This window comes from Pantoea ananatis PA13 (assembly GCF_000233595.1).
GTDB classification, from domain to species: domain Bacteria; phylum Pseudomonadota; class Gammaproteobacteria; order Enterobacterales; family Enterobacteriaceae; genus Pantoea; species Pantoea ananatis.
Map to the genome: position 1 here is coordinate 4,411,091 of NC_017554.1, position 24,309 is coordinate 4,435,399.

The following is a 24,309-nucleotide window of genomic DNA, read 5'->3' on the forward strand; positions in this document are numbered from 1 at the left end:
CTTCACAGTTAGCTTGTAAGCTGTAAGCTTTTGAGAGACTCGAACGCGTTGTACTGTGTTCCTTATTACGGAGGAACACGACAATGCGTCGTTTCAAATTTTCAGCTTGTTCCGGATTGTTAAAGAGCAGAATACTTCGCAGCACACCGTTGCCGGTACGCTCTGAAGTATTTTCAGAAAAAATACAGTAGTGAGTATGGTGGAGCTAAGCGGGATCGAACCGCTGACCTCCTGCGTGCAAGGCAGGCGCTCTCCCAGCTGAGCTATAGCCCCATACAGTTACTGCAGAGACCACTACTACCACTCAACCGAGTAAACATCCTTCATCAAGAAGGATGCCATTTCGTCTCAGGCAAGGCATGCGGAAGGGACGTTTACGTCTGTAAACGACCGCGCGCATAACGCAGCATAAGAAGAAATTTGGTAGGCCTGAGTGGACTTGAACCACCGACCTCACCCTTATCAGGGGTGCGCTCTAACCACCTGAGCTACAAGCCTGTAGAGGTTTTTTCTGCTCGTGACTTTCTATCAGACAATCTGTGTGAGCACTTCGCGGGAAAGTATCTTCAGGTAAGGAGGTGATCCAACCGCAGGTTCCCCTACGGTTACCTTGTTACGACTTCACCCCAGTCATGAATCACAAAGTGGTAAGCGCCCTCCCGAAGGTTAAGCTACCTACTTCTTTTGCAACCCACTCCCATGGTGTGACGGGCGGTGTGTACAAGGCCCGGGAACGTATTCACCGTGGCATTCTGATCCACGATTACTAGCGATTCCGACTTCACGGAGTCGAGTTGCAGACTCCGATCCGGACTACGACGCACTTTATGAGGTCCGCTTGCTCTCGCGAGGTCGCTTCTCTTTGTATGCGCCATTGTAGCACGTGTGTAGCCCTACTCGTAAGGGCCATGATGACTTGACGTCATCCCCACCTTCCTCCGGTTTATCACCGGCAGTCTCCTTTGAGTTCCCGACCGAATCGCTGGCAACAAAGGATAAGGGTTGCGCTCGTTGCGGGACTTAACCCAACATTTCACAACACGAGCTGACGACAGCCATGCAGCACCTGTCTCACGGTTCCCGAAGGCACTAAGGCATCTCTGCCAAATTCCGTGGATGTCAAGAGTAGGTAAGGTTCTTCGCGTTGCATCGAATTAAACCACATGCTCCACCGCTTGTGCGGGCCCCCGTCAATTCATTTGAGTTTTAACCTTGCGGCCGTACTCCCCAGGCGGTCGACTTAACGCGTTAGCTCCGGAAGCCACTCCTCAAGGGAACAACCTCCAAGTCGACATCGTTTACGGCGTGGACTACCAGGGTATCTAATCCTGTTTGCTCCCCACGCTTTCGCACCTGAGCGTCAGTCTTCGTCCAGGGGGCCGCCTTCGCCACCGGTATTCCTCCAGATCTCTACGCATTTCACCGCTACACCTGGAATTCTACCCCCCTCTACGAGACTCAAGCCTGCCAGTTTCAAATGCAGTTCCCAGGTTAAGCCCGGGGATTTCACATCTGACTTAACAGACCGCCTGCGTGCGCTTTACGCCCAGTAATTCCGATTAACGCTTGCACCCTCCGTATTACCGCGGCTGCTGGCACGGAGTTAGCCGGTGCTTCTTCTGCGGGTAACGTCAATCGACGCGGTTATTAACCACATCGCCTTCCTCCCCGCTGAAAGTACTTTACAACCCGAAGGCCTTCTTCATACACGCGGCATGGCTGCATCAGGCTTGCGCCCATTGTGCAATATTCCCCACTGCTGCCTCCCGTAGGAGTCTGGACCGTGTCTCAGTTCCAGTGTGGCTGGTCATCCTCTCAGACCAGCTAGGGATCGTCGCCTAGGTGGGCCGTTACCCCGCCTACTAGCTAATCCCATCTGGGTTCATCCGATAGTGAGAGGCCCGAAGGTCCCCCTCTTTGGTCTTGCGACGTTATGCGGTATTAGCCACCGTTTCCAGTGGTTATCCCCCTCTATCGGGCAGATCCCCAGACATTACTCACCCGTCCGCCACTCGTCACCCGAGAGCAAGCTCTCTGTGCTACCGTCCGACTTGCATGTGTTAGGCCTGCCGCCAGCGTTCAATCTGAGCCATGATCAAACTCTTCAATTTAAAGTTTGATTTGCTGAAACAAGTCCAGCGGTGCTCATCTGTAAAACGTCATAATGAATTTCATTATGTGTTCACTCGTGAGGCTTTGATATTTTTTACGTCCGGAGACGCTGATATCAATCCTGCGAGTGCCCACACAGATTGTCTGATAAATTGTTAAAGAGCAGTGCGAACAGCGGGTTAACCGTCTGTCGCGAGGTGGCGTATATTACGCTTTCCTCCTTCAGAGTCAACCTCTTTTTCAGAAGTTTTTCTCCGGCGGTTCAGTTGCCTGACCCTCTCAACACCGCATTCCGTAAGCCGTTGTGCCGTGTCGATGGAGGCGCATTATAGGGAGTTCTCTCTGGCTGACAAGGGCTAAATTCAATAAAAATGACTGTTCGCTGCATTCCACAGCAAAACCCCGCCTTATACGCAGTTACACACAAAGTTATCCACATTCCTGGCCGCATCAAATTTAGACGAGCATCACGCAAACGTTTTCGCTACAATGCCCCGCAACGCAATGGATGCCCCTTTTCGGGGCGTTACCTGAAGTTTTTACGCTTTTGCTGCTCTATATAGAGAAAAGTAAGCACGCAAGCTTGATGTAACGCTCTTATTTACGCGAATCAAAGCCAAGGGATAAAACCACCATGCAACAACCTCGTCCTTTACGCCGCGCCCTGCTCAGTGTTTCTGATAAAGCCGGCATCCTCGAATTTGCTCAGGCACTCTCTCAGCGCGGTGTTGAGCTGCTCTCCACAGGTGGTACCGCTCGCCTGCTCGCAGAGGCGGGACTTCCCGTCACAGAAGTGTCTGACTACACCGGCTTCCCGGAAATGATGGATGGACGCGTTAAAACACTGCACCCGAAAGTCCATGGCGGCATTTTAGGACGTCGTGGACAAGATGATGCGGTGATGGCGCAGCATGCTATCAGCCCGATTGATATGGTGGTCGTCAATCTTTATCCCTTTGCCCAAACCGTCGCAAAACCAGATTGCTCACTGGAAGACGCCGTTGAGAACATTGATATTGGCGGCCCGACAATGGTGCGCTCGGCGGCCAAGAATCACAAAGACGTGGCGATTGTCGTTAAGAGCAGCGATTATCCGGCCATTATCGCTGAGCTGGACGCCAATCAGAACTCACTGACGCTCGAAACCCGCTTCAACCTGGCAATCAAAGCGTTTGAACATACCGCCGCGTACGACAGCATGATCGCTAACTACTTCGGTACTCTGGTTCCTGCCTATCATGGTGAAACCAGCCAACCAGCCGGCCGCTTCCCGCGCACCCTCAATCTCAACTTCATTAAGAAGCAGGATATGCGCTATGGCGAGAACAGCCATCAGGACGCCGCCTTCTATATAGAAGAGAATGTGCAGGAAGCCTCGGTCGCTACCGCCAGCCAGGTGCAGGGCAAGGCACTCTCTTATAACAACATTGCGGATACCGATGCCGCGCTTGAGTGCGTGAAAGAGTTTATTGAGCCCGCCTGCGTCATTGTCAAACACGCCAATCCTTGCGGTGTTGCGGTGGGTGAGTCAATTCTGGCAGCTTATGAGCGTGCCTATCAGACTGACCCGACATCTGCCTTCGGCGGCATCATTGCCTTTAACCGCGAGCTGGATGAGGCGACAGCCCAGGCCATCATCAGCCGACAGTTTGTTGAAGTCATCATCGCTCCTGCTGCAACGGAAGCTGCGCTGAAAGTGACCGCGGCAAAACAAAACGTCCGCGTGCTGGTATGCGGTGACTGGCAGGGTCGCGTGGCTGCCCTTGATTTCAAACGGGTGAATGGCGGTCTGCTGGTTCAGGATCGCGACCTCGGTATGGTCGATGCCAGCCAGTTGCGCGTCGTCAGCAAGCGCCAACCTTCTGAGCAGGAACTGCGTGATGCCCTGTTCTGCTGGAAAGTGGCGAAATTCGTTAAGTCCAACGCCATTGTCTATGCGCGCGACAATATGACCATCGGCATAGGTGCTGGCCAGATGAGCCGCGTCTACTCTGCCAAAATTGCAGGAATTAAAGCGGGTGATGAAGGCCTGGAAGTAAAAGGGTCCGCGATGGCTTCCGATGCGTTCTTCCCGTTCCGGGATGGCATTGATGCCGCTGCTGCCGTGGGCGTAAGCTGTGTGATTCAGCCTGGCGGTTCTATCCGCGACGATGAAGTGATTGCGGCAGCGGATGAGCATGGTATTGCCATGATCTTTACCGACATGCGTCACTTCCGCCATTAATTCTGTGGAGCCTTTTATGAAAATTTTAATCATCGGTAACGGCGGACGTGAACACGCACTGGCCTGGAAAGCGGCGCAGTCGCCGCTGGCAGAAACCATTTTTGTCGCACCCGGTAATGCGGGCACCGCGCTGGAACCCGCGTTGCAGAACGTCGATATTGCCCCCACCGATATTCCCGCTTTGCTGGCCTTCGCTCAACGTGAACAGATTGATCTCACCATTGTCGGCCCTGAAGCGCCGTTAGTGGCAGGCGTGGTTGATGCGTTCCGCGAGGCCGGATTGAAAATCTTTGGTCCAACTCAGGCCGCCGCGCAATTGGAAGGGTCTAAAGCATTCACCAAGGACTTTCTTGCACGTCACAACATCCCCAGCGCCGAGTACCAAAACTTCACCGACGTCGCCCCTGCGCTGGCTTACCTGCGTGAAAAAGGTGCGCCGATTGTCATCAAAGCTGACGGGCTGGCTGCCGGTAAAGGCGTGATTGTGGCCATGACGCTGCAGGAAGCGGAAGATGCCGTGCAGGATATGCTGGCGGGTAATGCGTTTGGTGATGCCGGTCACCGTATCGTGATTGAAGAGTTTCTGGACGGCGAAGAAGCCAGCTTTATCGTGATGGTTGATGGCGAGAATGTGTTGCCAATGGCCACCAGCCAGGACCATAAACGGGTGGGCGACGGCGATACCGGGCCGAACACGGGAGGAATGGGTGCTTATTCCCCTGCCCCGGTGGTGACCGATGAAATCCACCAGCGCGTTATGGATCAGGTTATCTGGCCAACCGTACGTGGCATGGCCGCCGAAGGCAATGTCTATACGGGCTTCTTATATGCCGGGCTGATGATCGATCAGACTGGTCAGCCTAAAGTGATCGAATTCAACTGTCGCTTCGGCGATCCCGAAACACAACCCATTATGCTGCGCCTGCAGTCGGATCTGGTGGATCTGTGTCTGGCCGCCTGTGAAGGCAAGCTTGATCAAAAAGACTCACAATGGGATCCCCGCCCTTCACTGGGCGTGGTGCTGGCAGCCGGGGGCTATCCCGGCTCTTACAATAACGGCGATCAGATTCACGGTCTGCCGCTGGAAGAGGTTGCCGACGGCAAAGTTTTCCACGCCGGGACGCGCCTTGAAGAGGATCGGGTTTTGACGAACGGTGGGCGGGTTCTTTGCGTCACCGCGCTAGGCGATGATGTTGCTGCCGCACAGAAACGGGCTTACGAACTGGCTAAGCCGATTTCCTGGCAAGGCAGTTTCTGCCGACGCGACATCGGCTATCGTGCCATTAACCGTAAATAATGATCAAAGGGGCACCCAGTGCCCCTTTTTATTGCCTCAGAAATTCGCCTCATCCGGCGCATCCGCGCATTCATCTTTTTGAGTCACACGCAGCAACTGCACGCCTTCAGGCGCTTCCAGCCATGAAATCATCAAGGGTTCCGCCTTATCACGGCGGTAGTGCGTAAGCGTCTGCAGTGCATAACTGTCGAAAGCCGGCGTCACCTGCTGGCCCTCACAGGTTGTCACAACGCTTCCACCTGACCAGTGTCCTTGTTTCAGAAACACCCGCCCACTTAACAGCGCATCGCTGACTTCACGCATACGTTGTGCATCAAACTTGTAAAGCTCAACCGCATCCGGACTGACTGCCTCACGGCGCGTCGCGAGCTGGCGCTGCATAAAATTGAGATTGCCGCCTTGATCAAAGCGTAGCGTAACGTCGTCTGGCTTTTCGCCTTTCACCTGGCGTTCCACGCTGATCAGATCATCGCCGAGCCAGCGATAGTCCGTAATTTCACTTTTTTCGCTGTTGAACGGATTATAGAGCGTACGAATATGTACCGAGTGATGATCGGTATTCTTGCGCCAGATACGAACACTGCCGCGATCGGCGAGATAACCGCTGGCCGAGAAAGCCGGAATGTCGGGCGTTGAACTACACCCAATGAGAAAAGAGGAGAGAAGCAGGGCTGATAATCGCTGAAACAGCGTAGTCATGGTGGCTGGCCCCTAAACAAAAGGGGCGAAATCGCCCCTGTTTTAAAACGTTACCGCAGTGCGACGTCTTACTTAACGGCGTCTTTCAGAGCTTTACCAGACACGAATGCAGGTACGTTTGCCGCAGCGATTTTGATTTCTTTGCCAGTCTGTGGGTTACGACCGGTACGCTCAGCGCGGTGGTTCACTTTAAAAGTACCAAAACCAACCAGTTGTACAGCATCACCCTCTTTCAGAGACTCAGTGATTGCAGCCAGAGTAGATTCCAGCGCTGCCTTGGCCTGGGTTTTAGACAGGTCAGCTTTTTCTGCGATCACATCAATCAGTTGAGTCTTGTTCATAAGTTATCCTTAAAGTGTATTTATCGCTTGCTAAGCAACGAGTGCGAGGGAAAAGCCAGCTTCGGGCACTCTTCAGCCTGCACGCACCGATAGCCACAATTTTCAGCCCCCCAAATGTAGACCAGACTGGGGGCTGATGTGAAGCCTCCAGGCGCGCTAATTAAGGCCTGAAGTCACGTTTTCTCGCCTTATTGCTGAATTTTTATACCGATGTTACTAATTCCCGCCTCACGCAGGTCAGATCGCAGACCTTTTATCAATTCGAGGTCTCGCTCTTCACAATCCGCGAGCAGGCGAAAAATCTCCCATTGCAGGTCCCATTCATCGATGACAGCCTGATTTTCTCGTAGCTCTTCATCGGTCATTTCGCGACCTTCGTGAGTCATTTCCAGGATGGCAACGGTGGTGATCGAGGTCTTGCTGACTTCAATCGCATGTTCAAGCGTTTCACCGCTTAACTGCGAATGCAGCACTTCACTCAATGCCACGCAGGCATCAATGGCCGGATAGACACCGTAAACCTCAAACGCATCGCCATCGGGAATCGCCGCTTCAAGCTTTTCCAGCTGGCTGTCAAAATTGATCTTCGCATCTTTAACCGTCAGCGTTTCCCAAATCAGATCCAGAATACGGCGGTAAAGTGCAGGATCGGCAAACTCGGTTTGCTGGCAAAAAGCCACGTAGTTGGGATACATGCGCTCGCACAGGCAAGCCATAAACGTCAGGTGTTGCCAGCTTTCCAGCTTTGCCAGACGCAGATGTACAGGGTTTTGTAACATACACAGAGCTCTTATTCGTTTCGCTGGCGGCAGTGTAACCCAAAAGCGCCATACAAACAGTGTTAAAGCGCGCTTTGCCAGCGCAGAAATGCGGGTCGGCGAGATGCCACAGCATCCGCCCAGCGCGTGGGCTCCGGTAAACGGTAGCCCTGTGTGCACTTTTCTACCCATTCCAGAGCGCTGTCCAGACTGACGCGGTGTCCGGTGGCAACAAACAGCGGGTTACAGCGTGCCTTGCTGCGCCATACCCAGCCAATTTGTTCTCCTTTATCCATCAACGGCTGCCGACTGCCGGGCGTTTCATCCAGCGCCTCAACGTGCCCGCACAGACGCTTTTTCGCAACACCGATAGTGGGAACATCCACCATCAACCCAAAATGCGACGCGACACCAAGCCGGCGCGGATGTGAGATACCATGACCATCGACAAATAGCAGATCGGGCTTCTGCTCCAGCATGTCCCAGGCCGCCAGCAGGGCCGGATACTCACGGAAAGAGAGAAAGCCCGGAATGTAAGGCATGGTGGTATCAATGCGCGCGATGCGATATTCCACCAGCTTCATGGACGGATATTCAAGAATAACCAGTGCCGCACGCGTCACTGCGCCTTCCTGCTCAAAACCGACGTCTGCGCCACCAATAAAGCGTGGCGGCAGCACGTCAAAATCATCCTGCCGTACGACTTCTGCGGCCCGTTGGCGTTGCTCCGCGCGAAGAGCGGCGATATCCATTATGACGCCGAATGATACTGGCGTGACAGACGGTGCACCGCCTCAACAAATACGCCGGCATGCTCGGGTGGAACATCCTGATGGATGCCGTGTCCCAGATTGAAAACGTGGCCTTCACCCTGGCCGAATCCTTCCAGAATCGTTGCCACTTCCTGCTCAATTCGCGCCGGGGGTGCATAGAGCATGGAAGGATCCATATTGCCCTGCAAAGCAACTTTGTGGCCGACACGGCGGCGGGCTTCACTGATATCGATAGTCCAGTCCAGACCTAGTGCATCACAGCCCGTTTCAGCAATGGCTTCCAGCCACTGGCCACCATTCTTGGTAAACAAGGTGATGGGCACACGACGTCCTTCGTTCTCATGAAGCACGCTGTCGACAATTTTATGCATGTAGTAAAGCGAGAACTCACGATAGTCGTTCCCGGTTAACACGCCGCCCCAGGTGTCAAAGACCATCACCGACTGCGCACCGGCGCGGATCTGGGCATTAAGATAGAGGATGACACTGTCGGCCAGCTTATCCAGCATGGCGTGCAGCGTGGCAGGCTCGGCATACATCATTTTTTTGATCTTGGTGAAGGCTTTGCTGCTTCCCCCTTCAACCATATAGGTCGCCAGCGTCCAGGGGCTGCCTGAGAAGCCTATCAATGGTACTTCGCCGTTGAGGTTTTTACGGATGGTGCGTACCGCATTCATCACGTAACCCAGCTCCTGTTCAGGATCGGGCACCGGCAGGCGATCGACATCAGCACGGCAGGTAATCGGGTTGGAGAAGCACGGGCCTTCGCCTGTTTCGAAGTATAAACCCAGCCCCATTGCATCAGGGATGGTGAGAATATCACTGAAGAGGATCGCCGCATCCAGCTTAAAGCGACGCAGGGGTTGCAGGGTGACTTCGCAGGCCAGTTCGGCATTTTTGCACAGCGACATAAAATCGCCTGCCTGGGCGCGCGTTGCCTTATATTCCGGCAAATAACGCCCGGCTTGCCGCATCATCCATACGGGGGTGACATCTACAGGCTGGCGTAACAGGGCGCGCAAATAACGGTCGTTCTTCAGTTCACTCATCTCAGGACTCTCTCGGTATCAAGCGAGTAGTGTAGCACTCTCACGCCTCAGCGCGGCAGAGGGCCACCGTATCTTCAATTAATCGACGGGCGACGGTACCGGGCGGCGGCAGTAAAGGCAGCGCATCAAAGCGGAACCATCCGGCGTCCAGCAGCTCTTTGCCGTCATGTTGTAACTCGCCGCCATCATATTCCGCCATAAACGCCATCATCAGAGACTGCGGGAAAGGCCAGGGCTGCGAGGTGACATAGCGGACATTCCTGACACGCACGTTGCTCTCTTCCATTACCTCGCGCGCGACGGCCTGTTCAATGGTTTCGCCTACTTCGACGAAACCGGCCAGCACAGTGTAAATGTTATTACGCTGGCGCGCATGGTTAGCCAGCAGGATCTCGTCCCCCCGGCGAATGGCGACGATAATGCAGGGCGCAATCTGTGGATAGTAGCGTTCACGGCAGTGGCTGCACAGGCAGGCAAATTCACGCTTGCTGGCGTGCATCTCATGGCCGCAGTAGCCACACCAGCGGTGAGAGCGATAAAATTCGGCCAGCTGTACACCGCGCCCTGCCAACTGAAACAGTCCCGGATCTTCGTTAAGTAACTGCCGCAAAGACAGCATATCCTCCGAACGTGTTTCGCAAATCAGCCAGACATTCTCCCCCTGCCATTCGCCAATTACGCGCCCCTGATGACCCGTCAGGCCAAAATGCTGCGCATTACCGTGAGGCAGGTCTCCTTGCGGTAACCAAATTTTTTGTTCACTGCTGACAATCCACCATCCAGCGTCTACGCTTGAAATTTCGCATTGCATTTATTTCGTCATCCTTAGCGTCAACCCGCACGCTGAAGTCCCGATGTTAAGTGTGTAGATGAACAACTATACCCAAATAATTCTGGTTGCAAGACGACAACACGCTTATTTCTCCCCGGCAGGCTCGTGGAAAACAAGCGCACTTGACGCATCGCTAATCTGAAATATGAAGGTGCATAACTCATACGGAGTTAACTATGCTCAACCAGTTAGACGTTCTGACCAAACGCGTAGGTGGCAGTAATGAACTGGTCGATTCATGGCTGGCCGCTCGCCGCCAGTTACTGGTTTCTTATTACCATTTGGTCGGTATCAAGCCAAAGAAAGAGGCACTGACGCGTCTGGATGAACAGGCACTTGATAACTTTTGCCATAATCTGGTCGATTATCTTTCATCCGGCCACTTCAGCCTCTATCAACGCCTGATCGGAGAAATGGACGGTACCAGTCCGCTGTTGGCAGCAACGCAGATTTATCCCTCGCTGGAAGCCAACACCGAACAACTGATGAAGCTGTATGACGGACACCTGCAGCAGGCGATCGATGACGATAACTACGTCACCTTTCAGAATGCGCTATCGGAGGTCGGAGAAGCCTTGGAAGGACGCTTTACGCTTGAGGACAAACTCATCCAGATGGCATGGGATAATCACCTGACCCCGCCCGTGGCTAACGACAGCGAAATTGCCCGCCCCGCCTAAAACCTAATCGATTGTAAAAGACTTGTGATTAGCCAAAAGCCCCCTTATGCTGAGTGGGCTTTACGTTTAACGCCGAACGTAGTCGGTGTTTACGGTTGATACGTCATCTACGGGCGCTGTTCATGCTATCCCTTTTTCCCGGGTGAAGCCGAGCGGGCGCCGTAGCGAAATCGTTGAAACCTCATCTTGTCGGAGTGCCTAAGGGCTGAGACCGTTAATTCGGGATCCGCGGAACCTGATCAGGTTAGAACCTGCGAAGGGAACAAGAGTAAATTTATACGGTACGCCACCGAATGGTGTCAGCAGTGCCGTTACTCCTTCCGAACTCCGGACAAGCAACCTTCCCTCTTACTGGAATATTGCTATGTCTACTGCTAAAACGACCCGTCGCGAACAACGTGCTCAGGCACAGGAATTCATTGACTCTCTTCAGGGCGGCAGCGCCTTCCCTAATTCAAAACGTATCTGGCTTACCGGCAGCCGCGATGATATCCGTGTCCCAATGCGGGAAATTCAACTCAGCCCTACCCTGACCAGCGGCAGTAAAGAAGCGCCGGTTTATGAGGAGAATGAGCCCGTTCCGGTTTACGATACGGCCGGTGCCTATGGCGATCCCGCCGCACAAATCGACGTGCATCGGGGGTTGGATAAACTGCGGGCGCGCTGGATTGAAGAGCGGAATGACAGCGAAAATCTGGTGCAAATCAGCTCTGCCTACACGCAACAGCGGCTGGCCGATGACGGCCTGGATCACTTGCGTTTTGAACACCTGCCCACACCACGCCGTGCGAAGGCAGGCCACTGCGTTACCCAGCTCCATTATGCTCGTCGGGGCATAATTACGCCGGAGATGGAGTTTATCGCGCTGCGGGAAAATATGGGCCGGGAACGCATCCGCGGCGAGGTGCTGCTGCAGCAGCATCCGGGGCACAGCTTTGGCGCCCATCTGCCAGAAAATATTACCCCTGAGTTTGTGCGTCAGGAAGTGGCTGCCGGGCGCGCTATTATTCCGGCAAATATTAACCATCCCGAATCCGAACCCATGATCATCGGGCGTAACTTTCTGGTGAAAGTGAATGCCAATATCGGCAACTCAGCCGTGACCTCCTCGATTGAAGAAGAGGTTGAAAAGCTGGTGTGGTCAACGCGTTGGGGCGCCGATACCGTCATGGATCTTTCCACCGGCCGCTATATCCACGAAACCCGTGAATGGATTTTGCGTAACAGCCCGGTGCCTATCGGTACGGTACCGATCTATCAGGCGCTTGAGAAAGTTAACGGTGTGGCAGAAGATCTGAACTGGGAAATTTTCCGCGACACATTGCTGGAACAGGCCGAGCAGGGTGTGGATTATTTTACGATTCATGCAGGCGTGCTGCTGCGCTATGTGCCCATGACCGCGAAACGCCTGACTGGGATTGTCTCGCGTGGTGGTTCCATTATGGCGAAGTGGTGCCTGTCGCATCACAGAGAGAGCTTCCTGTATGAGCACTTCCGCGACATCTGTGAAATTTGTGCGGCCTACGACATCTCATTATCACTGGGTGACGGCCTGCGTCCGGGATCGATTCAGGATGCCAATGACGAAGCGCAGTTTGCGGAACTGCACACCTTAGGTGAGCTGACGAAAGTTGCCTGGGAATACGACGTGCAGGTGATGATTGAGGGCCCCGGCCATATTCCCATGCAAATGATCCGTCGCAACATGACCGAACAACTGGAACATTGCCATGAAGCGCCGTTTTACACTCTGGGCCCCCTCACCACTGATATTGCTCCGGGTTACGATCACTTTACCTCCGGCATTGGTGCCGCGATGATTGGCTGGTTCGGCTGCGCCATGCTGTGCTACGTCACGCCCAAAGAGCATTTAGGTCTGCCAAACAAGGAAGATGTTAAACAGGGCTTAATCACGTACAAGATCGCCGCGCACGCAGCCGATCTGGCCAAGGGTCATCCGGGCGCGCAAATCCGCGACAATGCGATGTCCAAAGCACGTTTTGAGTTTCGCTGGGAAGACCAGTTTAATCTTGCACTGGATCCGCATACGGCCCGGGCTTACCACGATGAAACCCTGCCGCAGGAGTCCGGTAAGGTGGCCCACTTCTGCTCTATGTGCGGCCCCAAATTTTGCTCAATGAAAATTACCCAGGAAGTGCGTGACTACGCCGCAAGGCAGGAAGCCGAAGCCCAGGCGATTGAGGTGGGGATGGCGAAAATGTCTGATCATTTTCGTGAGCGCGGCGGTGAGCTGTATCACCCTGCGACCGCAATAAAGGAGGAATAAATGGACGCCTTTCCCGCAACCGCATCACGTCTGGGGCTCTATCCGGTCGTTGACAGCGTGGAATGGATAGAGCGCCTGCTGGAAGCCGGTGTGCGAACCCTTCAGCTTCGGATCAAGGATCAGCCGGACGAGGTGGTTGAACCCATGATTATTCGGGCTATCGCCGCAGGTAAGCGCTATCAGGCACGTCTGTTTATCAATGATTACTGGCAACTGGCGATTAAACATCAGGCCTATGGCGTCCATCTGGGTCAGGAAGATTTAGAGGTCGCTAACCTGCAGCAGATCCTGCACGCAGGCTTGCGGCTGGGACTTTCAACTCATGATGATGCAGAGCTGGATCGGGCGCTGGCACTGCGCCCTTCCTATGTGGCGCTGGGGCACATCTTCCCCACCCAGACGAAGGCCATGCCCTCTTCCCCTCAGGGCGTAGCTGAACTTAAGCGCCATTTGGCCCGGCTGCACGGCATCTCAACAGTCGCGATCGGAGGCATCAGTATTGATCGTGCGCCAGAGGTCCTGGCCACCGGGGTGGGCAGTATTGCGGTGGTGAGCGCGATTACTCAGGCAGAAGACTGGCAGGAGGCCACGCGTGTTCTGCTGCGGCTTGCCGAACCCGAAACGGCGTACTAACGCGCGTCAGCGCCCAGAAATACCTGCAGCCTGTGCAAAAGGCTGTTAAAGAGTGGAAAGCCGCGCACGGCAATGAGTATTACGGCTGGCGCGGTTTTTTTATGCTCAGTAAAGTCACAGGTGTCCGGCCGGAATGGCCGGACCAGGGCCAGTTCCCTCCTCTTTCTGGCCCTGCTCCTCAACCACAGGTAAAGAGGTATGTGCCCTTGGCCGATCGTGGACACATGCCGCTATCGCCTGCTCAACGGCGCTGCCCGTTATCGCCAGTGCCCGTTCAACTTTATCGCTGGCAGGCAAGGCATAGTTCAGGCGCAGGCAGTTGCGATATTTGCCCGAGGCGGAAAACAGCGAACCCACAGCAATCTGTATCCCGGACTCCCGCAGCGTATTGTTAAGTTGCACGGCGTCAAAGGCTTCTGGCAGTTCAATCCACATCAGAAATCCCCCCTGAGGCCGCGTGACGCAGATTCCACAGGGGAAATAGTGCCGAACCCAGCAAATAAAGGTTTCGTAGTTGTGTTGGTAAACCTGACGCATCCGCCGCAGATGGGTCTGGTAATGCCCCTGATGAATAAACTCTGCAACTGCGTGCTGAGGCTGAGTCGCAGTAGACCCGGTTCCGATGTATTTCATATGCAGAACCCGATCGCGGTAGCGCCCCGGCGCCACCCAGCCTACGCGCAGACCCGGCGCCAGCGTTTTTGAAAATGAACTGCATAACAATACGCGCCCGTCTTCATCCATCGATTTAATGGATGAAGGCCGTGGATACTCCCAGGCCAACTCGCCATAGACATCGTCTTCAATAATCGCGGCGTCAAAACGTTGCGCCAAGGCCAGCAGGGCGCGCTTGCGCTTCTCTGGCATGATGAAACCAAGTGGGTTATTACAGTTGGGCACCACAACGACGGCCTTAATCGGCCACTGATCAAAGGCCAGCTCCAGCGCCTCAAGACTGATGCCCGTTACCGCATCGGTGGGGATCTCAATGGCGCGAATGCCAAAACCGCGCAGCGTTTGCATGATGCCGTGAAACGATGGTGATTCCACGGCGATGATATCGCCTGGCTGGCAGACAGCGCGAACGGAAACAGACAGGGCTTCATGGCAACCCGTCGTAATGACAATATCTTCATGGCTGAGCTGACAGCCACTGTCAATCATCAGCCGGGCGATCTGCTCTCGCAGGCAGGTCACCCCATACAGATTATCGTAATTCAGCAGAGTGCTTTCCTGCTTCTGTGCCTGCCGACTAAACGCTTTCCAGAGCGGCTTCAGGGTAGACTGTGTGAGATCCGGCATGCCGCTGCCCAACTGCAATATGTCATCTTCCAGCCGGCTGTTAAGCAGATCAAAGACCGCATCCCACTGCGTGATTTCCACCGGGCGCTGTACCGGTCGGGTCAGTGCCGGAATGGGCGGCATCGCTTTATGCGGCGCGACATAATAGCCCGAACGGGACTGCGGGATGATCAACTGTTTCTGCTCCAGCAAATAATAGGCCTGTTGCACGGTGCTAATACTGACACCGTGTTCAGCACTCAGGCTGCGCACCGAGGGCAACCGTTCGCCGTTCCGATACAGCCCCTGCGCAATGCGCTTTTCCAGCAGCATGGCTAAATGTTGATAACGCGTCATTGTATGCCTTATGAAGTTTGATTGCCCCGCAAAGCGGTACAGATTAACGCTATTTCTACCATTCAGATGCGTCAACGCGCAATCTGTATGTTAAATATTTGTTCCTGGTGAGTCTGTATCGAACAGACGGTCTACGTGAAAATGTTTCTCAGATAAACAACGAGGGGCAGGATCATGGGATATGAAGAAAACCGCGCGGCTAAGCCATTTGTCATAAGACCGTTTCGGTTCTTGCGCATTGTCTGGGGGAGCATCCGACGCTGGCAATGCCAGCGGGAAACCCGCGCTATTTTGTCCAGGCTTAGCGATAGTCAGTTAAAAGACATTGGGTTAAATCGACGCGATATTCACTGATGGCTTAAAGATAAAAAAAAACCCTGCCAGAGCAGGGTTTTTTATCAGGCGTTTGACGATTACTCGTCGTTGTTACCGCCCAGACCAGCGTTCAGCAATTCAGCCAGGCTTGCAGAGGCTTCATCCGCAGTTACCTGCGGTGCAACCGGCACTTCGCCTGCCGCTTTGCGGCGCATACGATCCTGATGGTATGCATAACCGGTACCGGCAGGGATCAGACGTCCCACGATAACGTTCTCTTTCAGACCGCGCAGTTCGTCGCGCTTGCCTGCAACTGCCGCTTCGGTCAGGACACGCGTGGTTTCCTGGAACGATGCAGCAGAGATGAACGATTCGGTTGCCAGTGACGCTTTGGTAATACCCAGCAGGTCACGCATGAAGGTAGCGCCCACTTTTCCGTTCGCTTCAAGTTCACGGTTAGAGATCTTGATGCGAGAGAATTCAGCCTGCTCACCTTCCAGGAACTCGGTGCTTCCCGCGCTCATGATGGTTGCTTTACGCAGCATCTGACGAACGATGACTTCGATGTGCTTATCGTTAATCTTAACGCCTTGCAGACGGTAAACTTCCTGCACTTCGTTAGTGATGTAACGGGTAACCGCATGCACGCCACGCAAGCGCAGGATGTCATGTGGTGACTCTGGGCCATCGGAAACCACGTCACCGCGCTCAACACGTTCACCTTCGAACACGTTCAGCTGACGCCATTTCGGAATCATCTCTTCATACGGATCGCTACCATCCAGCGGAGTAATAACCAGACGACGTTTACCTTTGGTCTCTTTACCGAAGGAGATGATGCCGCTGATCTCCGCCAGGATTGCTGGCTCTTTCGGACGACGTGCTTCGAACAGGTCAGCAACGCGTGGCAGACCACCGGTAATATCCTTGGTACCGCCCGATTCCTGCGGAACACGCGCCAGGGTATCACCCGAGCTGATCTTCACGCCATCTTCAAGCTGTACAATCGCTTTACCTGGCAGGAAGTACTGAGCTGGCATATCGGTACCAGGGATCAGGACATCATTGCCGCTAGCATCAACGATTTTCAGGGCTGGACGCAGGTCTTTACCACCCGCAGTACGCTCAGCAGAATCCAGGACCACCAGCGATGACAGACCGGTCAGGTCGTCAGTCTGACGAGTAATGGTCTGACCATCGATCATATCCGTGAAGCGAATGAAACCGCCCACTTCAGTGATAACCGGCATGGTATGCGGATCCCAGTTTGCAACGGTTTCGCCCGCAGCAACCTGCTCACCATCACCTTTCGCCATGGTCGCACCGTAAGGAACTTTATAGCTCTCTTTAGTACGGCCAAATTCGTCGATCATTTTCAGTTCAACGTTACGCGAGGTGATCACCAGCTTGCCTGCCGAGTTAGTTACCGACTTGGCATTGGTCAGCTTGATGGTACCTTTGTTCTTCACCTGAATGCTGGATTCAGCAGCCGCACGTGATGCCGCACCACCGATGTGGAACGTACGCATCGTCAGCTGTGTACCCGGCTCACCGATGGACTGTGCCGCGATAACACCGATCGCTTCACCTTTGTTGATGATGTGACCACGTGCCAGGTCGCGACCATAGCAATGCGCACACACACCAAAGTCGGTTTCACAACCAACAACAGAACGCACTTTCACGCTGTCTACTGAGTTCAGTTCCAGCACGTCACACCAGTGCTCATCGAGCAGAGTGTTACGTGGAACCAGAATGTCAGCCGTACCAGGCTTCAGCACGTCTTCCGCAGTCACACGACCCAGAACACGCTCACGCAGCGGTTCTTTCACGTCGCCACCTTCGATGACCGGCGTCATCATGATGCCTTCGTGCGTGCCGCAGTCGTCTTCAGTCACAACCAGATCCTGTGCAACGTCAACCAGACGACGCGTCAGATAACCGGAGTTTGCTGTTTTCAGTGCGGTATCCGCCAGACCTTTACGTGCACCGTGCGTCGAGATGAAGTACTGGAGTACGTTCAGACCTTCACGGAAGTTTGCCGTAATCGGCGTCTCAATGATTGAGCCATCTGGCTTAGCCATCAGACCACGCATACCGGCCAGCTGACGAATCTGTGCAGCAGAACCACGCGCACCGGAGTCGGCCATCATAAAGATGCTGTTGAAGGAAACCTGGCGCTCTTCTTCACCATCGCGGTTAATCACGACTTCAGTAGAGAGGTTTTCCATCATCGCTTTAGCAACGCGTTCGTTGGCCGCAGCCCAGATATCGATCACTTTGTTATAGCGTTCGCCTGCCGTCACCAGACCAGACTGGAACTGCTCCTGGATTTCAGCCACTTCCGCTTCCGCTTCGGTGATGATTTCCACTTTCTTCTCTGGGATAACCATGTCGTCGATACCAACAGACGCACCTGAACGTGCCGCATAGGCGAAGCCGGTGTACATGGTCTGGTCAGCAAAGATAACCGTTGGTTTCAGGCCCAGGATGCGGTAACAGGTGTTCAGCATCTTGGAGATCGCTTTCTTGCCCAGCGCCTGGTTGACGATGGAGAAAGGCAGACCTTTAGGCACGATCATCCACAGGATGGCGCGACCAATCGTCGTGTCGATGATGCTGGTTTTAGAAACCCACTCATCCTGCTCGTTTTTCTCGTGCTCAGTGATACGCACTTTAACGCGAGCGTGCAGCGAAGCGAGGCCGGCGCGGTAAACGCGTTCAGCTTCTTTCGGACCGGTCAGTACCATGCCTTCGCCTTTGGCGTTAACACAGTCGCGGGTCATGTAATACAGGCCCAGTACAACGTCCTGTGAAGGAACGATGATTGGCTCGCCGTTCGCAGGTGACAGGATGTTGTTGGTAGACATCATCAGCGCACGCGCTTCCAGCTGGGCTTCCAGCGTCAGCGGTACGTGAACAGCCATCTGGTCACCATCGAAGTCGGCGTTATAAGCCGCACAAACCAGCGGGTGCAGCTGGATAGCTTTACCTTCGATCAGGACGGGCTCAAATGCCTGGATACCCAAACGGTGCAGAGTTGGTGCACGGTTCAGCAGTACCGGGTGTTCGCGGATCACTTCGTCCAGGATATCCCACACGACAGCTTCTTCACGCTCAACCATTTTCTTAGCGGCTTTGATGGTGGTGGCCAGGCCACGCAGTTCCAGCTTGCCGTAGATGAACGGTTTGAACAGCTCCAGTGCCATTTTCTTCGGCAGACCGCACTGATGCAGACGCAGGTATGGACCTACGGTGATAACAGAACGACCAGAGTAGTCAACACGCTTACCGAGCAGGTTCTGACGGAAACGACCCTGCTTACCTTTGATCATATCGGCCAAAGATTTCAGAGGACGCTTGTTAGAACCGGTGATCGCACGACCGCGACGACCGTTATCCAGCAGGGCATCAACCGCTTCCTGCAGCATACGTTTTTCGTTACGCACGATGATATCTGGCGCAGCCAGATCCAGCAGGCGTTTCAGACGGTTGTTACGGTTGATCACGCGGCGGTACAGATCGTTCAGATCCGACGTAGCGAAACGACCACCATCCAGCGGTACCAGCGGACGCAGATCTGGCGGCAGAACCGGCAGAACGGTCAGGATCATCCACTCTGGCTTGTTACCAGACTGAACGAACGCTTCCAGCAGCTTAATACGCTTGGTCAGCTTTTTACGTTTGGTCTCGGAGTTAGTTTCGTTCAGCTCTTCACGCAGCTGTTCGCACTCTTGCTCCAGATCCATGTTTTTCAGCAGTGCCTGAATCGCTTCTGCACCCATTTTCGCGTCGAATTCGTCACCGAATTCTTCCAGCGCGTCCAGGTACTGCTCTTCAGTCAGAATCTGACGTTTCTCGAGGTTGGTCATGCCACCTTCGATAACGACATAAGATTCAAAATACAGCACGCGTTCGATGTCACGCAGCGGCATATCCAGCAGCAGGCCGATACGCGAAGGCAGTGACTTCAGGAACCAGATGTGTGCGGTTGGCGAAGCCAGCTCGATGTGGCCCATGCGCTCACGACGCACTTTAGTCTGGGTCACTTCAACGCCGCACTTCTCGCAGATCACACCACGGTGTTTCAGACGCTTGTACTTACCACACAGGCATTCGTAATCTTTTACCGGCCCAAAAATACGGGCACAGAACAGACCATCGCGCTCTGGCTTGAAGGTACGATAGTTAATGGTTTCCGGCTTTTTCACTTCACCGAAAGACCAGGAACGGATCATGTCTGGCGACGCCAGCGCAATTTTGATCGCATCAAACTCTTCGGTTTTAGTTTGCGCTTTCAGAAACTTAAGTAAGTCTTTCACGGATTTGCTCCCGTCGGAGTGAGACTCAGGGGCGTCCAACCGAAATTGAACGCCCCATAACCAGTACAAATGCGAGCGCGTTAACCCTGCGCTTCCAGGCCAGGCCTGTTACTGAGGGTTACTCGTCTTCCAGCTCGATGTTGATACCCAGCGAGCGAATCTCTTTCAACAGTACGTTGAACGATTCTGGCATGCCAGGTTCCATCTGATGGTTGCCATCCACGATGTTCTTATACATCTTGGTACGGCCGTTGACGTCATCAGACTTAACGGTAAGCATTTCCTGAAGGGTATACGCAGCACCGTAAGCTTCCAGCGCCCATACTTCCATCTCACCGAAGCGCTGACCACCGAACTGTGCCTTACCACCCAGCGGCTGCTGAGTAACGAGGCTATAGGAACCGGTAGAACGTGCGTGCATCTTGTCATCAACCAGGTGGTTGAGTTTCAGCATGTACATATAGCCTACGGTTACCTGACGTTCGAACTGCTCACCAGTACGGCCATCAAACAGGGTAATCTGACCGGAAGAAGGCAGACCGCCGAGCTCTAACAGCTCTTTGATTTCGCTCTCTTTCGCACCATCAAACACCGGCGTGGCAATTGGCATACCTTTTTTCAGGTTCTCAGCCAGGCGCAGAACTTCGTCATCAGTAAAGGTGTTCAGGTCAACTTTCTGACGCACATCGGTGCCCAGATCGTAAGCACGCTGGATGAATTCGCGCAGCTTGGCGACTTCTTCCTGCTTTTTCAGCATCGCGTTGATCTTCTCGCCGATACCTTTCGCTGCCATCCCCAGGTGAGTCTCAAGGATCTGACCGATGTTCATACGCGAAGGTACGCCCAGCGGGTTCAGTACGATATCGACCGGCGTACCGTTCTCATCGTAAGGCATGTCTTCGATTGGGTTGATCTTAGAGATAACACCTTTGTTACCGTGACGACCTGCCATTTTATCACCAGGCTGAATCTGACGTTTAACAGCCAGATAAACCTTAACGATTTTCAGCACGCCAGGTGCCAGATCATCGCCTTGGGTGATTTTACGACGCTTACCTTCGAGTTTTTTCTCAAACTCGTGCTTCAGTTCGTCGTACTGCTCTGCCAGCTGCTCCAGCTGGTTTTGCTTGGCTTCGTCAGTCAGACCCAGCTCCAGCCAACGCTCACGCGGCAGCTTGTCCAGTTTGTCTGCTTCAACGCCACCGGAAATCAGGACAGACTGGATACGGCTAAACAGGCCCGCTTCCAGGATCTGCAGCTCTTCAGACAGGTCTTTCTTGGCCTGCTTCAGCTGCATTTCTTCGATTTCCAGCGCACGCTTGTCTTTTTCCACGCCATCGCGGGTGAAGACCTGAACGTCGATAACGGTACCGGAAACACCGTTCGGTACACGCAGAGAAGAGTCTTTAACGTCAGACGCTTTCTCACCGAAGATCGCACGCAGCAGCTTCTCTTCTGGCGTCAGCTGGGTTTCGCCTTTTGGCGTCACCTTACCAACCAGAATGTCACCGCCGGTCACTTCAGCACCGATATAAACGATACCGGACTCATCCAGTTTAGAGAGTGCAGCTTCGCCCACGTTCGGGATGTCAGCCGTGATCTCTTCTGGCCCCAGCTTGGTGTCACGAGACACACAGGCCAGTTCCTGAATGTGGATGGTGGTGAAGCGATCTTCCTGCACTACGCGCTCGGAGACTAAAATGGAGTCTTCGAAGTTGTAACCGTTCCACGGCATGAACGCGACGCGCATGTTCTGACCCAGCGCCAGCTCACCGAGATCGGTAGACGGGCCGTCAGCCAGCACATCACCACGTTCAACGGGCTCACCCAGAGAGACACACGGCATCTGATTGATACAGGTGTTCTGGTTAGAACGGGTGTATTTGGTCAGGTTGTAGATGTCGATACCCGCTTCGCCCGGGTACATCTCGTCTTCGTTAACTTTAATAACGATACGTGATGCATCAACGTACTGAACGGTACCACCACGTTTCGCAACAGCGGTAACACCGGAGTCAACGGCTACAGCGCGCTCCATACCGGTACCTACCAGCGGCTTATCAGCACGCAGAGTAGGAACGGCCTGACGTTGCATGTTCGCACCCATCAGGGCGCGGTTAGCATCATCGTGTTCCAGGAACGGAATCAGTGACGCACCGACAGAAACCACCTGCTGGGTGGAAACGTCCATGTAGTCAACCTGATCGCGGCTGAACAGACTTGATTCGCCTTTGCTACGGCAGGTGACCAGGTCATCAACGAACGCACCTTCTTCTGACAGATTGGTGTTCGCCTGCGCGATAACGTAGTTACCTTCTTCGATTGCAGAAAGGTAATGAATTTCATCGGAAACCACACCGTCAATAACGCGACGATAAGGGGTTTCCAGGAAACCGTACTCGTTCGTCTGCGCGTACACAGACAAGGAGTTGATCAGACCGATGTTCGGACCTTCAGGGGTTTCGATTGGGCAGACACGACCGTAGTGCGTTGGGTGTACGTCACGCACTTCGAAGCCGGCACGCTCACGGGTTAAACCGCCCGGGCCGAGAGCAGAGATACGACGCTTGTGCGTAATCTCTGACAAGGGGTTGTTCTGATCCATAAACTGAGACAGCTGGCTGGAACCAAAGAACTCTTTCACCGCCGCCGAAATTGGCTTGGCGTTGATCATGTCCTGTGGCATCAGCGTATCGAGGTCGCCCAGAGAAAGACGCTCTTTCACTGCACGCTCAACACGGACCAGACCGACGCGGAACTGGTTTTCAGCCATTTCACCGACTGAACGAATACGACGGTTACCGAGGTGGTCGATATCGTCCACTTCGCCTTTACCGTTACGGATGTCGATCAGTTTTTTCATCACTTCGATGATGTCTTCTTTGCTCAGGATACCTGAACCTTCGATCTCATCACGCAGCAATGAACGGTTGAACTTCATGCGGCCGACTGCAGAAAGATCGTAACGATCTTCAGAGAAGAACAGGTTCTCAAACAGGTTCTCTGCAGCTTCACGCGTTGGCGGCTCACCAGGACGCATCATGCGGTAGATCTCAACCAGCGCGCTCAGGCGATCGTTGGTTGGGTCAACGCGCAGCGTCTCGGAGATGTATGGGCCGTGATCCAAATCGTTGGTGAACAGCGTTTCAATGCGCTTGTGACCCGACTGGCTCAGCTTCGCCAGCAGATCCAGCGACAGTTCCATGTTGGCCGCAACGATCAGCTCACCGGTATTCTCATCGATGTAGTCTTTAGAGACCACTTTGCCCGCGATGTATTCCACAGGGACTTCGATGTGTTGGATACCGTCTTTTTCCAGCTGACGAATATGACGCGCAGTGATGCGACGCCCTTTCTCAACGTAGACCGTGCCATTCGATTCGATATCGAAGGTCGCGGTTTCACCGCGCAGGCGCTCTGGCACCAGTTCCATCTGCAGCTTGTTGTCACGAATTTCGTACACCACTTTCTCGAAGAACACGTCGAGAATTTGAGCAGTGGTGTAATGCAGTGCGCGCAGAATGATACTGGCCGGCAGCTTACGACGACGGTCAATACGGACGAAAAGGTTGTCTTTCGGGTCAAACTCGAAGTCGAGCCATGAACCACGGTAAGGGATGATACGTGCGTTATACAGCACTTTACCCGAGGAGTGGGTTTTACCCTTATCGCTGTCAAAGAACACGCCAGGACTACGATGCAGCTGAGAAACGATAACACGTTCAGTACCGTTGATAACAAAGGTACCGTTGTCAGTCATGAGTGGAATTTCACCCATGTAGACTTCTTGTTCTTTAATGTCTTTTACTGTGCCTTCTGGCGCTTCGCGCTCATAGATCACCAGACGCAGTTTCACGCGCAGCGGTGCCGAGTAGGTCACGCCACGGATCTGACACTCTTTCACGTCAAAGACAGGTTCACCTAAGCGATAGCTGACATACTGCAACTCAGAGTTGCCGCTGTAGCTCGCAATAGGGAATACAGAGCGGAATGCAGCTTCCAGTCCGTACTGACCTTCTGGATCTTGCTCGATAAACTTCTGAAACGAATCAAGCTGGATGGAAAGGAGATAAGGTATGTCCAAAACTTGCGGACGTTTACCAAAATCCTTACGAATACGTTTTTTCTCGGTATAGGAGTAAACCATAGGGTTCCTCAGCTAGCTGACAAGTCGACCCACGCTGTCCGTCCTGACAGGACAGTTCATGCAACACGATTTTGTTTGATTCACCTACTGCTCTGCAGTACGTGCAATACCTCTTTCTATCACGCTTAAATCATTTCATTGCTTCAGCGTGGGCAGGGAACCCGCACGGGAAAGCAGTATATTAAGTCGTCGATAGAGAAAG

At 53.8% G+C, this 24,309-nt stretch carries 15 protein-coding genes, 2 tRNA genes, 1 rRNA gene and 1 riboswitch; of the genes, 6 read left to right on the forward strand and 12 right to left on the reverse strand.

Annotated elements, in window-relative coordinates; all coding sequences use genetic code 11:
* Positions 1-197: 197 nt before the first annotated feature.
* From PAGR_RS20770 to PAGR_RS20780, 3 genes are all read right to left on the reverse strand, one after another.
* Positions 198-273, reverse strand: a tRNA-Ala gene (locus PAGR_RS20770).
* A 148-nt stretch (positions 274-421) separates the two neighbouring features.
* Positions 422-498: transfer RNA gene (locus tag PAGR_RS20775), tRNA-Ile, on the reverse strand.
* A gap of 73 nt (positions 499-571) precedes the next feature.
* A 16S ribosomal RNA gene (locus tag PAGR_RS20780) occupies positions 572-2,111 on the reverse strand.
* Between the two features lie 635 nt (positions 2,112-2,746).
* Between PAGR_RS20780 and purH the strand changes: the two genes are divergently transcribed.
* Positions 2,747-4,336, forward strand: coding sequence for a bifunctional phosphoribosylaminoimidazolecarboxamide formyltransferase/IMP cyclohydrolase (gene purH, locus PAGR_RS20785; RefSeq protein WP_013024128.1), 1,590 nt, complete (start codon positions 2,747-2,749; stop codon positions 4,334-4,336).
* A 16-nt stretch (positions 4,337-4,352) separates the two neighbouring features.
* A complete protein-coding gene (gene purD, locus PAGR_RS20790) occupies positions 4,353-5,633 on the forward strand; it encodes a phosphoribosylamine--glycine ligase (protein ID WP_014606962.1) in 1,281 nt (426 codons plus the stop codon).
* Positions 5,634-5,669: 36 nt separating this feature from the next.
* Here purD and PAGR_RS20795 read toward each other — a convergent pair whose 3' ends face one another.
* From PAGR_RS20795 to nudC, 6 genes are all read right to left on the reverse strand, one after another.
* A complete protein-coding gene (locus PAGR_RS20795; RefSeq protein ID WP_014595039.1) occupies positions 5,670-6,332 on the reverse strand; it encodes a DUF1481 domain-containing protein in 663 nt (220 codons plus the stop codon).
* 68 nt (positions 6,333-6,400) lie between these two features.
* Entirely contained in the window at positions 6,401-6,673 is a 273-nt protein-coding gene (hupA, locus tag PAGR_RS20800; RefSeq protein WP_006121511.1) for a nucleoid-associated protein HU-alpha, read from the reverse strand.
* 188 nt (positions 6,674-6,861) lie between these two features.
* A complete protein-coding gene (locus PAGR_RS20805) occupies positions 6,862-7,452 on the reverse strand; it encodes a YjaG family protein (RefSeq protein WP_013024125.1) in 591 nt (196 codons plus the stop codon).
* 62 nt (positions 7,453-7,514) lie between these two features.
* The gene (gene nfi, locus PAGR_RS20810; RefSeq protein ID WP_014595037.1) at positions 7,515-8,183 is read right to left on the reverse strand and encodes a deoxyribonuclease V; all 669 of its coding nucleotides are present in this window, start codon (positions 8,181-8,183) and stop codon (positions 7,515-7,517) included.
* Complete coding sequence (gene hemE, locus PAGR_RS20815) at positions 8,183-9,253, reverse strand: uroporphyrinogen decarboxylase (RefSeq protein ID WP_013024123.1); 1,071 nt, start codon at positions 9,251-9,253, stop codon at positions 8,183-8,185. The genes nfi and hemE overlap by 1 nt, the downstream gene beginning before the upstream one ends.
* Before the next feature lie 40 nt (positions 9,254-9,293).
* Positions 9,294-10,064, reverse strand: coding sequence for an NAD(+) diphosphatase (gene nudC / locus PAGR_RS20820; RefSeq protein WP_014606963.1), 771 nt, complete (start codon positions 10,062-10,064; stop codon positions 9,294-9,296).
* Positions 10,065-10,261: 197 nt separating this feature from the next.
* Between nudC and PAGR_RS20825 the strand changes: the two genes are divergently transcribed.
* The 3 genes from PAGR_RS20825 (at position 10,262) to thiE (ending at position 13,685) form a co-directional block, all read left to right on the forward strand.
* Positions 10,262-10,765, forward strand: a complete 504-nt coding sequence (locus PAGR_RS20825) for an Rsd/AlgQ family anti-sigma factor (RefSeq protein ID WP_013024121.1) — start codon at positions 10,262-10,264, stop codon at positions 10,763-10,765.
* 180 nt (positions 10,766-10,945) lie between these two features.
* Positions 10,946-11,044: riboswitch (TPP riboswitch) on the forward strand.
* Between the two features lie 85 nt (positions 11,045-11,129).
* Positions 11,130-13,052: a phosphomethylpyrimidine synthase ThiC gene (thiC, locus tag PAGR_RS20830; RefSeq protein WP_014606964.1), complete on the forward strand. Its 1,923-nt coding sequence runs from the start codon at positions 11,130-11,132 to the stop codon at positions 13,050-13,052.
* Positions 13,053-13,685 carry a thiamine phosphate synthase gene (thiE, locus tag PAGR_RS20835; RefSeq protein WP_013024119.1) on the forward strand — a complete coding sequence of 211 codons (633 nt, stop codon included), beginning with the start codon at positions 13,053-13,055 and terminating at the stop codon, positions 13,683-13,685.
* 114 nt (positions 13,686-13,799) lie between these two features.
* On the opposite strand, the gene PAGR_RS20840 is transcribed toward thiE, so the two are convergent.
* Positions 13,800-15,323: an aminotransferase-like domain-containing protein gene (locus tag PAGR_RS20840; protein WP_014595034.1), complete on the reverse strand. Its 1,524-nt coding sequence runs from the start codon at positions 15,321-15,323 to the stop codon at positions 13,800-13,802.
* 174 nt (positions 15,324-15,497) lie between these two features.
* Between PAGR_RS20840 and PAGR_RS23360 the strand changes: the two genes are divergently transcribed.
* Positions 15,498-15,677 carry a DUF1127 domain-containing protein gene (locus PAGR_RS23360; protein WP_014606965.1) on the forward strand — a complete coding sequence of 60 codons (180 nt, stop codon included), beginning with the start codon at positions 15,498-15,500 and terminating at the stop codon, positions 15,675-15,677.
* A gap of 59 nt (positions 15,678-15,736) precedes the next feature.
* Here PAGR_RS23360 and rpoC read toward each other — a convergent pair whose 3' ends face one another.
* Complete coding sequence (gene rpoC, locus PAGR_RS20845; RefSeq protein ID WP_014606966.1) at positions 15,737-19,960, reverse strand: DNA-directed RNA polymerase subunit beta'; 4,224 nt, start codon at positions 19,958-19,960, stop codon at positions 15,737-15,739.
* Positions 19,961-20,078: 118 nt separating this feature from the next.
* The gene (gene rpoB / locus PAGR_RS20850; RefSeq protein WP_013024116.1) at positions 20,079-24,107 is read right to left on the reverse strand and encodes a DNA-directed RNA polymerase subunit beta; all 4,029 of its coding nucleotides are present in this window, start codon (positions 24,105-24,107) and stop codon (positions 20,079-20,081) included.
* Between the last annotated feature and the right edge of the window lie 202 nt (positions 24,108-24,309).

Coding starts and splice junctions, on each gene's coding strand:
- purH (WP_013024128.1), top strand. CDS start 2,747: ATGCAACAACCTCGTCCTTTACGCCGCGCCCTGCTCAGTGTTTCTGAT.
- purD (WP_014606962.1), top strand. CDS start 4,353: ATGAAAATTTTAATCATCGGTAACGGCGGACGTGAACACGCACTGGCC.
- PAGR_RS20795 (WP_014595039.1), bottom strand. CDS start 6,332: ATGACTACGCTGTTTCAGCGATTATCAGCCCTGCTTCTCTCCTCTTTT.
- hupA (WP_006121511.1), bottom strand. CDS start 6,673: ATGAACAAGACTCAACTGATTGATGTGATCGCAGAAAAAGCTGACCTG.
- PAGR_RS20805 (WP_013024125.1), bottom strand. CDS start 7,452: ATGTTACAAAACCCTGTACATCTGCGTCTGGCAAAGCTGGAAAGCTGG.
- nfi (WP_014595037.1), bottom strand. CDS start 8,183: ATGGATATCGCCGCTCTTCGCGCGGAGCAACGCCAACGGGCCGCAGAA.
- hemE (WP_013024123.1), bottom strand. CDS start 9,253: ATGAGTGAACTGAAGAACGACCGTTATTTGCGCGCCCTGTTACGCCAG.
- nudC (WP_014606963.1), bottom strand. CDS start 10,064: ATGCAATGCGAAATTTCAAGCGTAGACGCTGGATGGTGGATTGTCAGC.
- PAGR_RS20825 (WP_013024121.1), top strand. CDS start 10,262: ATGCTCAACCAGTTAGACGTTCTGACCAAACGCGTAGGTGGCAGTAAT.
- thiC (WP_014606964.1), top strand. CDS start 11,130: ATGTCTACTGCTAAAACGACCCGTCGCGAACAACGTGCTCAGGCACAG.
- thiE (WP_013024119.1), top strand. CDS start 13,053: ATGGACGCCTTTCCCGCAACCGCATCACGTCTGGGGCTCTATCCGGTC.
- PAGR_RS20840 (WP_014595034.1), bottom strand. CDS start 15,323: ATGACGCGTTATCAACATTTAGCCATGCTGCTGGAAAAGCGCATTGCG.
- PAGR_RS23360 (WP_014606965.1), top strand. CDS start 15,498: ATGGGATATGAAGAAAACCGCGCGGCTAAGCCATTTGTCATAAGACCG.
- rpoB (WP_013024116.1), bottom strand. CDS start 24,107: ATGGTTTACTCCTATACCGAGAAAAAACGTATTCGTAAGGATTTTGGT.